The organism is Agrococcus sp. ARC_14 (assembly GCF_022436485.1).
Taxonomy (GTDB): domain Bacteria; phylum Actinomycetota; class Actinomycetes; order Actinomycetales; family Microbacteriaceae; genus Agrococcus.
This window is the reverse complement of the sequence record NZ_JAKUDO010000001.1, coordinates 1,196,875-1,210,274: the sequence shown is the minus strand read 5'-3', so window position 1 is coordinate 1,210,274 and position 13,400 is coordinate 1,196,875. Positions and strand designations below refer to the sequence as shown.

Annotated in this window: 11 protein-coding genes and 1 tRNA gene; 8 read left to right on the top strand and 4 right to left on the bottom strand. The window is 71.5% G+C overall.

Going from position 1 to position 13,400, the window contains the following annotated elements:
- The gene (locus MKD51_RS06020) at nucleotides 1-1,896 is read left to right on the top strand and encodes an FAD-binding monooxygenase (protein WP_240239268.1); all 1,896 of its coding nucleotides are present in this window, start codon (nucleotides 1-3) and stop codon (nucleotides 1,894-1,896) included.
- 187 nt (nucleotides 1,897-2,083) lie between these two features.
- Here the strand turns inward: MKD51_RS06020 and MKD51_RS06015 are convergent.
- Together MKD51_RS06015 and MKD51_RS06010 are read right to left on the bottom strand one after the other, a co-directional pair.
- Nucleotides 2,084-2,159 (bottom strand) — tRNA-Glu (locus tag MKD51_RS06015).
- Between the two features lie 116 nt (nucleotides 2,160-2,275).
- Nucleotides 2,276-3,166: a diacylglycerol kinase family protein gene (locus MKD51_RS06010; protein ID WP_240239266.1), complete on the bottom strand. Its 891-nt coding sequence runs from the start codon at nucleotides 3,164-3,166 to the stop codon at nucleotides 2,276-2,278.
- Nucleotides 3,167-3,248: 82 nt separating this feature from the next.
- On the opposite strand from MKD51_RS06010, the gene MKD51_RS06005 reads away from it, so the two are divergent.
- The 3 genes from MKD51_RS06005 (at nucleotide 3,249) to MKD51_RS05995 (ending at nucleotide 5,508) form a co-directional block, all read left to right on the top strand.
- Entirely contained in the window at nucleotides 3,249-3,881 is a 633-nt protein-coding gene (locus MKD51_RS06005; RefSeq protein ID WP_240239264.1) for an MBL fold metallo-hydrolase, read from the top strand.
- Nucleotides 3,882-3,921: 40 nt separating this feature from the next.
- Complete coding sequence (locus MKD51_RS06000) at nucleotides 3,922-4,680, top strand: sulfite exporter TauE/SafE family protein (protein WP_240239262.1); 759 nt, start codon at nucleotides 3,922-3,924, stop codon at nucleotides 4,678-4,680.
- Nucleotides 4,681-4,797: 117 nt separating this feature from the next.
- Nucleotides 4,798-5,508, top strand: a complete 711-nt coding sequence (locus tag MKD51_RS05995) for a helix-turn-helix domain-containing protein (RefSeq protein ID WP_240239260.1) — start codon at nucleotides 4,798-4,800, stop codon at nucleotides 5,506-5,508.
- 57 nt (nucleotides 5,509-5,565) lie between these two features.
- Here MKD51_RS05995 and MKD51_RS05990 read toward each other — a convergent pair whose 3' ends face one another.
- On the bottom strand, nucleotides 5,566-7,053 hold the full coding sequence (locus tag MKD51_RS05990; protein ID WP_240239258.1) for an APC family permease: 1,488 nt from the start codon (nucleotides 7,051-7,053) through the stop codon (nucleotides 5,566-5,568).
- Nucleotides 7,054-7,223: 170 nt separating this feature from the next.
- On the opposite strand from MKD51_RS05990, the gene MKD51_RS05985 reads away from it, so the two are divergent.
- The 4 genes from MKD51_RS05985 (at nucleotide 7,224) to MKD51_RS05970 (ending at nucleotide 11,930) form a co-directional block, all read left to right on the top strand.
- The gene (locus MKD51_RS05985) at nucleotides 7,224-8,222 is read left to right on the top strand and encodes a helix-turn-helix domain-containing protein (RefSeq protein WP_240239256.1); all 999 of its coding nucleotides are present in this window, start codon (nucleotides 7,224-7,226) and stop codon (nucleotides 8,220-8,222) included.
- 61 nt (nucleotides 8,223-8,283) lie between these two features.
- On the top strand, nucleotides 8,284-10,356 hold the full coding sequence (locus MKD51_RS05980) for a primary-amine oxidase (protein ID WP_240239254.1): 2,073 nt from the start codon (nucleotides 8,284-8,286) through the stop codon (nucleotides 10,354-10,356).
- 33 nt (nucleotides 10,357-10,389) lie between these two features.
- Nucleotides 10,390-11,157 carry a molybdenum cofactor biosynthesis F family protein gene (locus MKD51_RS05975; protein WP_240239252.1) on the top strand — a complete coding sequence of 256 codons (768 nt, stop codon included), beginning with the start codon at nucleotides 10,390-10,392 and terminating at the stop codon, nucleotides 11,155-11,157.
- A complete protein-coding gene (locus MKD51_RS05970; protein WP_240239250.1) occupies nucleotides 11,154-11,930 on the top strand; it encodes an SDR family oxidoreductase in 777 nt (258 codons plus the stop codon). Before MKD51_RS05975 ends, MKD51_RS05970 begins: the two co-directional genes overlap by 4 nt.
- Nucleotides 11,931-11,993: 63 nt before the next feature.
- Here MKD51_RS05970 and MKD51_RS05965 read toward each other — a convergent pair whose 3' ends face one another.
- On the bottom strand, nucleotides 11,994-13,397 hold the full coding sequence (locus MKD51_RS05965; protein ID WP_240239248.1) for an aldehyde dehydrogenase family protein: 1,404 nt from the start codon (nucleotides 13,395-13,397) through the stop codon (nucleotides 11,994-11,996).
- Nucleotides 13,398-13,400 lie beyond the last annotated feature (3 nt).

Genomic DNA, 13,400 nt, shown 5'->3' with positions numbered 1-13,400 from the left:
GTGCAGTTCCACCACCACGGATACGTGTCCACCGACCCGCGCGTGCAGCCCGCCGCCGGCATCGGACTCGACCGGCCCGAGCATCTCCCCGACGAGGTCGACGTGCTGATCGTCGGCACCGGCCCCGCGGGCATGATCACCGCCGCGCAGCTCGCCCAGTTCCCCGATGTCAACGTGCGCATCATCGAGCGCCGCCCCGAGCGGCTCGCGATCGGCCAGGCCGACGGCATCCAGGCCCGCAGCGTCGAGACGTTCCAGGCGTTCGGCTTCGCGGAGGCCATCACGGCAGAGGCCTACTGGATCACCGAGATGGCGTTCTGGAGCCCCGACGCCGCGGACCCCGCGCGCATCGTCAAGACCTCGAGCCCGCTCGACGATCCCGCAGGCATCAGCGAGTTCAAGCACCTCATCGTCAACCAGGCGCGCGTGCTCGACCACTTCGCGGCAGCAGCCCTGAACGCGCCGGGGCGCGTGCGGCCGGACTACGGATGGGAGTTCCAGAGCCTCGAGGTCGACGACCATGGCGAGTTCCCCGTCGTCGTGCAGCTGCTCGGCACCGCGCACGAGCAGGAGGGTCGGCAGCGCACGATCCGCGCGAAGTATGTGGTCGGCGCCGACGGCGCCCGCAGCGGCGTGCGCCGCTCGATCGGCTGCACGCTCACCGGCCAGTCCGCCAACCACGCGTGGGGCGTCATGGACGTGCTCGCCGTCACCGACTTCCCCGACATCCGCACGAAGTGTGCGATCCAGTCCGCCTCCGGCGGCAACATCCTGCTCATCCCGCGCGAGGGCGGCTACCTCTTCCGCATGTACGTCGACCTCGGCGAGGTGTCGGAGGGCAGCGACGGCGCGGTGCGCACGACGCCCATCGAGGAGATCATCCGCAAGGCGAACGACATCATCGCGCCCTACACGCTCGACGTGAAGCACGTGGCCTGGAGCAGCGTCTACGAGGTCGGTCATCGCATCACCGACCGCTTCGACGACGTGCTGCCCGAGGACCGCGGCAGCCGCACACCGCGCGTGTTCATCACCGGCGACGCCTGCCACACCCACAGCGCCAAGGCCGGCCAGGGCATGAACGTGTCGATGCAGGACGGCTTCAACATCGGCTGGAAGCTCGGCCACGTGCTCGACGGACGCGCACCGGAGAGCCTGCTCGACACGTACTCGGGCGAGCGCCAGGTGGTGGCGCAGAACCTCATCGACTTCGACAAGGAGTGGTCGACGCTGATGGCGAAGCCGGCGAGCGAGTTCGAGAACCCCCAGGCGGTCTCCGACTTCTACACTGCGACGGCCGAGTTCCCCGCGGGCTTCATGACGCAGTACGAGCCCTCGCAGATCGTCGGCGATGCCAGCCACCAGGAGCTCGCGACCGGCTTCCCGATCGGCAAGCGCTTCAAGTCGGCTCGCGTCGCGCGCGTCGCCGACACGAACCCGCTGCACCTCGGCCACCGCCACACGGCCGACGGGCGCTACCGCCTCTACGTCTTCGCCGACGCGGCGACGCCGGCAGAGGCATCCGCCACCCGTGCCCTCGCCGACTGGCTCGAGACCTCGCCTGAGTCGCCGATCGCAGTCCACACGCCCGCGGGGCGCGATTCGAGCGCGCTGCTCGACGTGACGGTGATCTACCAACAGGGCCACCACGACGTGGTCATGAATGACGTGCCGGATGCGTTCAAGCCGATCGTCGGACCGTTCCGACTCGTCAACCTCGAGAACGTCTTCGCGACGCTGCCGGACGATGACATCTTCGACGTGCGCGGCATCTCGCGCGCCGGCGCGATCGTGGTGGTGCGGCCCGACCAGTACGTCGCGGCCGTGCTGCCCCTGACGGCCACGACGGAGCTCGCAGCCTACTTCCGCGGCGCGCTGCTGCCGGCCGCGCCGTAGCGGCGGCGGGCCCGCCCGGCCACGCGCCCGGCACCGCCTCGCGCGTGGCCGCCCGCGCGCCGGCCGACAGCGGGCGGGTTGTTGCAGTTCTGCCCCACCGCGGCTACAACAACCCGCCTCGCTGTGCGCGCGAGCGGGGCCGGGAACGACAGAGCGCCCCCGGTCGCGAGACCGGAGGCGCTGCTGGTGGTGACCCCAACGGGATTCGAACCCGTGTTACCGCCGTGAGAGGGCGACGTACTAGGCCGCTATACGATGGGGCCGTGCTGCGCATCTTGCTATCGCAACCTGGATAGTTTGCCACACGCTTCGGCCCAGGGCCAAATCGGATCGGCGGCGCGTCGCATCAGCGAGGGCTCGCGCCGCGCCCGGACGTCGATCAGACCGCGTGCAGCACCTGCAGGGCGCCCGGCATGACGCTGCAGCGCGCCGGCAGCCTGCCGACGATCTCTCCGTCCGCGCACACGATCAGGTGCTCGTCGCTCGCCAGCTCGGCGGTCTCGCACTCGACGATGTGGATGCGCGGGTCGGCCTCGTGGCGGCCGCGCAGGACCTTGCCCAGCAGCCAGAGGAAGCGCGGGTAGGAGAGCTCGTCTGCGAGCACGGCCGTGAGCCTGCCGTCACGCAGATCGGCGCTGGGCGCGATCGGGATGCCACCGCCGAGGCTGCGATTGTTCGAGATCGCCGCGAGGAGCGTTCGCCGGGTCTGCTCGGCACCCCCGCCGAGCCTGACCGCGACGGTGCGGTGCCTCGGGCGCAGCAGCGTCGCGAGGATCGCTGCCTGAGATCGCAGCCTGCTGGGCACCTTCGTGAACCGAGACGAGCGCACCGTGACGTCGGCGTCGAAGCCGATGGAGACGATGCCGGCCGCGAGCGTGACGCCGTCCGGGTGCTCGATGCGCACGAGGTCGATGCGATCTGGCTCGCTCGCCAACGCCGCCTCGAGCGTCTCGATGGCGTGCGCTGTCGAGCCGAGCTCCAGCGTCCTGGCGATGTCGTCGCCGCTGCCGGTGGGCACCACGAGCAGACGCTTCGAGGTGCCGCCGACGATGTTGACCCCGAGGTGCACCATGCCGTCCCCACCGACGACGACGAGCACATCCGCCTGGATCATGGCGAAGCGCGTCTGCTCCAGCCGGCCGGCGAAGTCGACGGCGGCGACGTGCTGCACCTCGTGGCCGAGGTCGGCGAGGCGGGCGGCGACGAGCGCGCCGACCGGCTCGGAGCGCCCGATGCGGGCGCCGGGATTCGAGGCGACGACCACGTGCACGGAGCAGAGCCTATGCGCGTCCCGGCCGCAACGGACACGCGCGACTCGCCACGTCGGCGCGGCACCCCATATCGTGGAGCGCATGCGAGTGACCAAGCGAGAGCACGCGTGCATCGTCCTCGATGACGAAGGGCAGCAGCTCATCATCGACCCGGGCAACCAGACGGGCCCTGTCTCGGCGGCCGGCCTCGTCGCCATCGTCATCACCCACGAGCACGCTGACCACTGGGATGCCGAGCACCTGACGGCGCTCCGCGCAGCCAACCCGAACGTGCCGATCTACGGCCCCGCCGGCGTCGCCGCGGCGGCCGAGGGCTTCGACGTCACCGTCGTCGAGGCGGGCGAGCGGGTGACCGCGGGCCCGTTCCGGCTGCGCTTCTTCGGCGGCGAGCACGCCGAGATCCACCGCTCCTTCCCGCTCGTCGACAACCTCGGCGTGCTCGTGAACGAGCGCTTCTACTACCCGGGCGACTCCTACGCGACGCCCGACGTGCCGGTCGAGCTGCTTGCGACCCCGGCGGGCGCGCCGTGGCTGAAGATCGGCGACGTGATGGACTTCGTGGTCGAGGTCGCGCCCCGGGCGACCTTCGCCGTGCACGACGCCCCGCTCTCGGAGATGGGGCTGGGGATGGCCCACGCCCGCATCGAGGGCGCGGTCGCGGAGGGCGGCGGCGAGCACCACCGCCTGACGCCGGGCGACTCGATCGAGTTCTGATCCGCGGCGCTGATCGCGCGCGGGCAGCGCAGGAGCCCGCGTGATCGATCCGCTCACGCTACTGCTCTACGCGGCGGCGCTCTTCGTGGCGAGCGTCGCGCAGCGCGTCGTGGGCCTGGGCTTCGGCCTCGTCATGGGCCCGGTCTCGGCGATCGTCGCCGGACCGATCGCAGCCGTGCCGCTCAACTGCATCTTCGGGATCGTCGCCTGCGGGCTGATGATCCCCGGCGTCTGGCGCGACATCGACTGGCGTCGCATGGCCTGGCTGCTCGCGCCCGCGATCCCCGCCAGCATCGCGGGGCTGCTCATCGCACGGATGGTGCCGACGGATGCGCTGCGCATCGCGATCGGCATCATCGCGATCCTGGGCGTGCTGGTCTCCGTCGTCTTCCATCGCAGCCGGCACACCCTCGACGGGCCGACCACCCGCATCGCGACGGGCGTCGCGATCGGCGGCTTCAACGCGGCCGTCGGCGTCGGGGCACCGCTGGTGGGGATGTACTCGCTCGTCAGCCGCTGGGAGCCGCGCGTGATGGCCGCGACGATGCAGCCCTTCTGGGTGGGCCTGAACGTCACGACGCTCGTCGAGCGGCAGCTGCTGGTGCCGGATGGGTTCCCGGAGTGGCCGTGGTGGGCGTGGCTGGGCGCGAGCGCGGCGACCGCGATCGGCACGCTCTTCGCGCATCGGATCGCCCATCGCGTCTCGGCCACCGCCGCGCGCACGACGATCATCGTGCTCTCGATCGTCGGGGGCGCGGTCGTCATCGTGACCGGCATCGTCGGCCTGCTCGCCGGCTGAGGCCTCCGATGGGTTCCGCTATCTGAACACGCTGTTCTATGCTCGAGCGAACGCATCCGCACAGATGCGGCGAGAGACGGACGCGGCCGAGCACGGACGCGGCCAGAGAGAGCGATGATGCCCGAGACGCCCGCCAAGCCGGAGACCACCGGCTCGCAGACCCTCTCCCGCGGCCTGACCGCGCTGTCGCTCCTCGCCGATCACGGCAGCCAGACGATCCAGTCGCTCGCCGCCCTGCTGGGCGTGCACCGCTCGGTCGCCTACCGGCTGGTGCGCACGCTCGAGGAGCACCGCCTCGTCGTGCGCGATGCCGCGGGGCTCCTCTCGCTCGGCCCGCAGCTCGTCATCCTCGCCCGCGACGTCGAGCACGACCTGCAGTCGGCATCCCTCCCCCACCTGCAGCAGCTCGCCGACGAGCTCGGCATGACCGCCTTCCTCACGGTGCGCGACGGCGACGACGCCGTCACCCTCGTGACGGCCGTGCCCCGCGGGGTCAACGCATCCGTCGCCCAGCATCCCGGCCACCGGCACCCGATCGCACTGGGCGCCCCCGGCATCGCGCTGCAGGCCATGCTCAGCGACGCCGCGTGGCGCGAGCTCGGGCACGACGAGCCGATGCACCCTGCGGTCGAGGATGTGCGCACGCAGGGCTTCGCCGTGAGCGCGAACGAGGTCATCCAGGGCATCACATCGGTGGGCGCACCGATCAGGGCACGCAGGTCGACGGATGCGTCGGTCGCGGTGGTCACGGTCGGCGAGCCCGACACGGCGCAGCTGGGTGCCGCCGTGCAGCGGGTCGCAAGGGCGATCGAGGCCGACCTGCGCTAGCTGCGCTCGAGCCGGCCGGACCGCACCCGCGGATGCGCCCCGGCCCGCAGGCGTCGTTCAACCCTGCGCCGGCACCTCGTCCAGCCGCTCGATGTCCTCGTCGAGGCCCCGGTAGACCGCTGGCTTCCGGGAGCGCAGGTACGCCGCGTAGACGACGCCGCCCACGACGGCGAGCACCAGCAGCCACGGCATGAGACGGACGTAGAGCGCCTCGGATCCGGCGACCAGGGTGAAGTTGAGGACTGCGCCGATGCTGAAGCCGAGCAGGGCCAGGAACCCGAGCCCCGGCGCGATCAGCGTGCTCCACAGTCGCGGGTCCGAGCGCCTCCGGAAGTGGACGACGACCGCCAGCGCCGCGATCGTCTGCACGATCATGATGGCGAGCGTCGCGAATCCGAGTCCCACCGGCACGAGCGTCAGCACGGGAGGCAGCGGGGCGCCGTCGGGACCGGTCTCGACGGCGAGCGCGAAGATGCCGGCGATCACGACCGCGAAGAGCAGGTTCGCGAGCTGCGCCCGCTCGGGAGCGCCGTTGCGGTTGGTCTTCGCGAGCCATCGCGGCAGCACGCGTGCCCGGCCGAGCGCGTACAGGTAGCGGGCGGCAGAGTTGTGGAAGGCGAGCTGCGCCGCGAACAGGCTCACGACCAGCAGCACGAGTGCCACCATGCCGAGGAACGGGCCCAGGTAGGTGTCGAGCAGCACGAGCGTCATGTCACCGGCGGCGAGATGGTCGAGGGCGGCCTGCTGCGCGTCGCGCACGCCGACGGCGCTGACGATCGCCCAACCGGTGATCGCATGGATGACGCCGATCGCGATGATGGCCGTGTAGGTGGCGCGCGGGATGGTCTTGCGGGGCTCGCGAGCCTCTTCGCTGAACAGCGCCGTCGCCTCGAAGCCGATGAACGCCGTCGCGACCATGAGGAACGCGATCCAGATCGAGCCGCCCACGAGGATCTCGGGGCTGAGCGCCAGCGTGAAGGCTTCGAGGCTGAAGCCGGTCTGGATCAGGACCGAGATGGCGAACACCAGCAGGATGAGCGTCTCGAGCACCAATGCGACGCCGAGCACCGCGGCGCTCATGTGGATGCCCGAGCGTGCCAGGAGGAAGACGATCGCGAACAGCACCAGCCCGGCGATGAACCAGTGCACTTCGAATCCGAAGAGCGCTGGCAGCACGACCGCGCCGGTGAAGAAGCCGATGGTGCCGAGCGCCCCGGCGACGAAGAAGTTGTACCCGAGGGTCGCGATCAGGCCGGTGACAAGACCGGCGGTGCGACCGAGGCCACGCACCGCGATCGCGTAGAAGCCGCCGGCGTTCACCAGCTCCTTCGACATCTGCGCGTAGCCGATCGCGAACAGCAGCAGTGCGATCGCGACGACGATGACGGCGACCGGGATGCCGCCGCCGTTGCCGAACCCGATCGCGAGCGGCAGCACGACGATCGCGACGGTGAGCGGTGCGACGGCGGCAAGGACGAGGAACACGACTGCCGAGACGCCGAGCTGGTTCGACTTCAGGACGCCATGCTGTGCTTCCGTGTCCATGAGACTCCTTCGTGCGATGGACGGATGGTGACTCATCGTGCTCCGGTGGCGGGCGCGACCGTTGCCTGCGAGCGCTGATGCGTTGACTGTCGGTGCGAGGACCGTGCGGGCCGTCGGCGCCGGGCTACGCTGGGCGCACGGCCGCAAAGGGGCGGCCTCTGGAGGACCCGGTGACCGACATCTTCGACTTCCCGCCGCTGGAGGCGCCGTACGTCGACATCGCGCAGTGGCGACGCGACACGACGGAGAACTTCGTGCCGCTGGACGTGCACCCGCTGGGCAGTCATCCGTTCCGCGCCCGGGCCAGCCGCGTCGACGTCGGTTCGGTCTCCGTCTTCCGCATCGAGCACACCGCGAGCATCGTCGCCCGCACGCCCGCTCTGGTCCGCCGCGGAGACACCGACCTCATCAAGGTCAGCCTGCAGCTCTCAGGCGAGGAGCTCATCGAGCAGGACGGCAGGGTGGCGCTGCTGCACCCCGGCGACCTGGCCATCTATGACACATCCCGCCCGTACACGCTGCGCTTCGACGGCACCACGAGCCTGGTCGTAATCACCTTCCCGCACGGCTACCTCGATCTGCCGCGCGACGAGCTGGCCGCCGTCACCGCGACCGCCTTCCCGCTCGAGTCGCCGATGGGGCGAGTGGTGAACCCGTTCCTCGTCGGCCTGGCGCAGAGCCTCGTCGAGCTGCCCGCCGAGCAGGCCCAGCGCCTGGCGCGCACCGGCCTCGACCTGCTCATGACACTGATCCGCACGCAGCTCAAGGAGGGCGTGCCGCGCGATCCCCGCCGGCAGCTGCTGCACGAGCTGCTCGGCACGATCGACCAGCTGCTCGGCGATCCTGACCTCTCCCCTGCGCAGGTCGCTGCCGTGCACTTCATCTCCACCCGCCACCTGCACGCGGTCTTCTCCGAGCGGGGCATCACCGTCGCCGGTTGGATCCGCGAGCGCCGCCTCGAGCACATCCGTCGCGACCTCACCGATGCGCAGCTGGCGGATCTGCCGATCGCGCGCATCGCATCGCGCTGGGGGCTCGTCAACCCGGCGCACTTCTCGCGCCTGTTCCGCGCCACCTTCGGCCAGAGCCCCACCGAGTATCGGGCGGCGGCCTCCCCCGAGCCGGCCGGGGTGCCGCGCGAGCAGGCGGCGGCAAGCGCCCTGCGCTAGCAGGCAACACCTCGGCCCAGACCGCCGCCTAGCGTGGAGTCACGCTGGACGAGGAGGTCCCATGCCCGACACCACGCACACGCACGGCGCGCGCGACTCGCACCTGACCGAGGCGACGCATCCGCTCGACGCCCTGACGCCCGGCGAGATCGACCGCGTGCGCGCGGCGCTCGACACGGCCGGCGAGCTGCAGTCCGACACGCGCTTCCCGCTGCAGGTGCTGCTCGACCCTCCGAAGGCGCAGCTCGCGGCGTGGCAGCCGGGGCAGCCCCTCGGCCGGCGGGTGCAGACGACGCTGCTCGACACCGCGACCGGCCGCGTGCGCGAGGCGACCGTCGCGCTCGACGACATGCGCGTCGAGGCCGTCGAGACGCTGCCGACCGCCGAGGCTCCCTACGGGCAGCCGCCCTATCTGTTCGAGGAGTACGAGGTCGTCGACCGGGTGGTGAAGGCGGATGCCGGCTGGCGCGAGGCGATGGAGGCCCGCGGGCTCACCGAGTGGGAGCGGGCGCTCGTCGTGCCGCTCGCGCCCGGCCAGTTCGGCGAGGCAGACGAGGTCGGCAAGCGCATGATGCGCTCGCTCACGTTCATGTCGCCTGCCGAGGGCGACAATCCGTGGTCGTTCCCGGTCGAGGGACTCGTGCTGATGGTGAACGTGACCGAGCAGCGCGTCGTGAAGCTGATCGACGAGCGGCACGTGCCGATCCCCGTGCTCGAGGGCGCGAACTACGACGACGCTGCGGTCGGCGAGCGCCGCACCTCGCTGAAGCCGCTCGAGATCACGATGCCCGAGGGGCCGAGCTTCTCGGTCGACGGCGGCGAGGTCACGTGGGAGCAGTGGCGGTTCCGGGTGGGCTTCTCGATGCGCGAGGGCCTCGTGCTGCACCAGCTGGGCTGGCAGGACGGCGACGAGCTGCGACCCGTGCTGCATCGCGCGAGCGTGCCCGAGATGGTGGTGCCGTACGGCGACACGAGCGAGAGCCGGCGCTGGATCAGCTACTTCGACGCCGGCGAGTACAACCTCGGCAAGAATGCCAACTCGCTGCAGCTCGGCTGCGACTGCCTGGGCGCCATCCACTACTTCGACGCGCACGTCGCCGCTGACACCGGCGAGGCCATCACCATCCCGCGCGCGATCTGCATGCACGAAGAGGACGACGGGGTGCTCTGGAAGCACCGCGAGCTCGACGGCGAGACGACCCACGGGCGACGATCGCGTCGGCTCGTGATCTCGTACTGGGCCACGGTCGGCAACTACGACTACGGCTTCTTCTGGTACCTCTACCTCGACGGCTCCATCCAGTTCGAGGCCAAGGCGACCGGCATCGTCTTCGCCGGCGCCGACGAGCCGGGCAGCATCCAGCCGCACGCGACCGAGATGGCACCGGGACTGTTCGCGCCCATCCATCAGCACATCTTCTGCGCGCGCCTCGACTTCGACATCGACGGCACCGACAACTACGTCGACCAGGTCGATCTGGTGCGCATGCCGATGGGTGCGGTGAACCCCTGGGGCAACGCCTTCGGCTACCGACGTGATCGCGTCGCCGAGGCGAGCGGGCTGCTCGGCGATGGTGCGCTGGGCCGCACCTGGCACGTCGGCTCGTCCAGCCGCACGAACGCGGTCGGACGCCCCACCGAGTTCCAGCTCATCCCCGAGGCGCGGGCGACGCTGATGGCCGACCCCGACGCGACGGTCTCAGCGCGCGCGGCATTCGCCACGAAGCACCTGTGGGTGACGGCGCACCGCGACGACGACATCTACCCGGCAGGCCGCTACCCCAACCAGCACAGCGGCGGCGCGGGGCTCCCCGCCTCGGTCGAGGCCGGGGGCGCCGTCGACGGCGACGATCTCGTGGTCTGGCACGCGTTCGGCCTCACGCACATCCCCCGCCCCGAGGACTGGCCGATCATGCCGGTCGACGCCGCGGGCTTCTGGGTCAAGCCCTACGGCTTCCTCGACCGAAATCCGGCCCTCGACGTGCCTGAGGCGGGTCGCGGATGCGGCTGCGCCGGCGACTCGTGCACGTGCGGTCACGACCGAGGGCACGACGGGCACAGCGGGCACCGGGCCGAGCAGGGCCATGACGGCCACGACGGCGATGACGGCGATGACCACGTCGCGGTGCGCTGAGCTGCGCGGCGCGGCGACGATGAGGAGGCAGCGATGAGCGAGTTCATCTCGGTCGGGGATCTCGGGCGCGGCATGGAGGTGCACGGCGACGTGCTGCCCGGGGTCGACAGCCTGGCGGGCCGCGTGCTGGAGCTCGAAGGCGAGCGCGTCGCATTCGGCGATGACGGCACGGCCGACCTGGGTGGAGCGCGCGGGAGCGTGCACGTCACCTCGATCCGGCCCGGCGTGCTGCTCGCCAGGCAGCTCTCGGGCGACCGAGGCTTCGAGCTGCTGGTGCTCGCGGACGGCGGCTTCACCCGTGTGTCGGTGCTGCTGCCCGACGCGGCGACGGCGCGGGAGAGCGCCTGGACGCGCGTGCAGCGCGGCGACGAGCCGACCGGGGTGCGCGCCGTGTTCCGGCACGGCGAGCTCGAGGAGGGCGGGCGGGTCCATGCCCCCACGCGCGAGCTGGTCGGCATGCGCAACCGCTACACGTACTCCCCGACCGAGTCCTACGAGCACATCTACCTCTCGGAGCATCGCTACACCTGGCACTGCCTCTCGGGCGTCGAGGCAGGGCTGGCGGACACCGACGCGTGCGACGCCATCCGGGTCGCAGACGGCCTCGTGCTGTTCGTCTGGCGGGAGAAGATCGTGCCGACGCTCGGCGCCGTGCTGATCGACCTGCAGGAGCTGCGCACCGACGGCGCCATCTTCGGCGACGATGCGTTCGAGGCCGGCAGGGCGACGGCCTTCCCGGTCGGCAGCCGCTTCGAGATCGCGAACACGACCTCCTACCTCGTGGAGGGCCCGCAGGGATGAGCTGCGCGATCGTCACCGGCGGCGGCACCGGCATCGGCCGTGCCGTCGCCCAGCAGCTCGCCCGTGAGGGCTGGGCCGTCATCATCACCGGTCGCCGAGCGGAGCCGCTCGACGAGACCGCGGCGCTCGCACCGGAGCGCATCCGCGCCGTCGTGGCCGACGCATCCGACACTCAGGCGATGGATGCGGTCGTGCGGGCCGCGCTCGAGGTCGGTCCGCTCGGCGCGCTCGTCACGAGCGCCGGCGGGCACGGGTACTCCTCGGTCGCCGAGACCACCGACGAGGAGTGGGCGTCGTCGCTGCAGGCGAACCTGTCGACCGCGTTCGTCGCCTGCCGGGCGGCGCTGCCGGCGCTGGCCGACGGCGGCGGCTCGATCGTCATCGTCTCGTCGCTCGCGGGGCTGCGCGCGGCGCCCGAGACCACCGGCTACACCGTCGGCAAGCACGCGCTGCTGGGCCTGATGCGGCAGATCGCCCGCGACGGCGGCCGCAGCGGCGTGCGCGCCAACGCCGTCTGCCCAGGGTGGGTGCGGACGCCCATGGCCGACGCGGAGATGGCCGTCCTCGTCGAGCAGGGGCGCGCCGCGACCGTCGACGAGGCGTACGCGATCGTCACGCGCGACGTGCCGCTCGGCCGGCCGGCAGAGCCCGAGGAGGTCGCAGCGCTCGTGAGCTTCCTCGCCGGCCCGGCGAGCTCCTACCTGACCGGCTCGACGATCCTGGTCGACGGTGGCGCACACATCGTGGACGTGCCGACGCTCGCCTTCCAGTAGCGCGCGACCCCTCCGGCCGGTGGCGGAGCGGGCACCTCCGTCGTGCCCGCTCCGCGCATCCGCTCAGCCGTGGATGACCTGCGGCACCCCCATCGCCTTGAGTCCCTCGACGCCGAACTCGAGGCCGTAGCCCGAGCCCTTCACGCCGCCGAACGGCGCCATCGGGTGGATCGTGCCGTGCGAGTTGATCCAGACGGATCCGGCCTGGATGCGGGCGGCGACCTCCCGGGCGCGCTCGGTGTCTGCAGACCAGACGCTGGCACCCAGGCCCGCCTCGCCGCGGTTCGCACGCTCGACGGCGTCGTCGATGTCGCGGTACTTGAGGATCGGCAGCGCAGGCCCGAACTGCTCCTCGGTCACCAGGTCTGCCTCGTCGTCGAGCCCGTCGATCAGCGTCGCCGGGTAGAACCAGCCCGGTGCCTCGCGATCGGGCTCCCCGCCGACCAGCACGCGGCCGCCGCGCGCCTTCGCGTCCTCCACGAGCCGGTCGACGACGCCGAACTGCTGCTCGGTCGTGAGCGGCCCGAGCACGTTCTGCTCATCGGCGCCCGGGCCCATCGGCATGGCGCCGACGACGGCGGAGAGCTCGCGCACCACGTCGTCGTAGACGTCCTCGTGCACGTAGAGCCGCTTGAGCGCCGCGCAGGTCTGGCCGGTGTTGATGAACGCGCCCCAGAACAGCCCCTCCGCGATCGCCTTCGGGTCGACATCCGGCAGCACGATGCCGGGATCGTTGCCGCCCAGCTCCAGCGTGAGACGCGTGAGGTTGTCGGCCGAGGCGCGCATGATGGCCGCGCCCGTGCGTGCAGAGCCGGTGAAGGTGACCTTGCCGAAGGCGGGATGCGACGAGAGGGCCTCGCCGAGCTCCCGATCGCCGGCGAGCACCGTGAACAATCCCTCTGGCAGGTGACGGTTCACGAGATGCGCGGTGGCGAGCACGCTGAGCGGCGTGTACTCGCTCGGCTTCATGACGACGGCGTTGCCCATCCGCAGCGCGGGCGCGAACTGCCAGGTGGCGATCATCGCCGGCCAGTTCCACGGGCCGATCGCGCCGACGATGCCGATCGGCCGGTAGTAGATCGTCGCCTTCGCCTCGCCGTCGTCGACCACGACCTCGGGTTCGAGCTGCGTCGCGATCGTCGCGCGCAGCCAGCCGACCACGGCACCGGCCTCGAATCGCGCGCCCGGGCCGCTGAGCGGCTTGCCCTGCTCGCGCGCGATGAGCTGTGCGAGCGCCTCAGCGTTCGCCTCCACCTCGTCGGCGGCAGCGCTCAGCGCGGCGCGCCTGCCTTCGTCGCCGAGCGCGGCCCACGCCGGCTGGGCGGCGCGAGCGGCCGCGATGGCGCGCTCCAGGTCGTCCGTCGTCGAGATGGGCGCGTGGGCGAAGGTCTCGCCGGTCGCGGGGTCGACGACGGGCGAGCCGTCCTGTGCGCTGACGGCTGCCAGCAGGCTCTCGATGGTCTCCATGGT

Coding starts and splice junctions, on each gene's coding strand:
- MKD51_RS06005 (WP_240239264.1), top strand. CDS start 3,249: ATGCGAGTGACCAAGCGAGAGCACGCGTGCATCGTCCTCGATGACGAA.
- MKD51_RS05995 (WP_240239260.1), top strand. CDS start 4,798: ATGCCCGAGACGCCCGCCAAGCCGGAGACCACCGGCTCGCAGACCCTC.
- MKD51_RS05990 (WP_240239258.1), bottom strand. CDS start 7,053: ATGGACACGGAAGCACAGCATGGCGTCCTGAAGTCGAACCAGCTCGGC.
- MKD51_RS05980 (WP_240239254.1), top strand. CDS start 8,284: ATGCCCGACACCACGCACACGCACGGCGCGCGCGACTCGCACCTGACC.
- MKD51_RS05975 (WP_240239252.1), top strand. CDS start 10,390: ATGAGCGAGTTCATCTCGGTCGGGGATCTCGGGCGCGGCATGGAGGTG.
- MKD51_RS05970 (WP_240239250.1), top strand. CDS start 11,154: ATGAGCTGCGCGATCGTCACCGGCGGCGGCACCGGCATCGGCCGTGCC.
- MKD51_RS05965 (WP_240239248.1), bottom strand. CDS start 13,397: ATGGAGACCATCGAGAGCCTGCTGGCAGCCGTCAGCGCACAGGACGGC.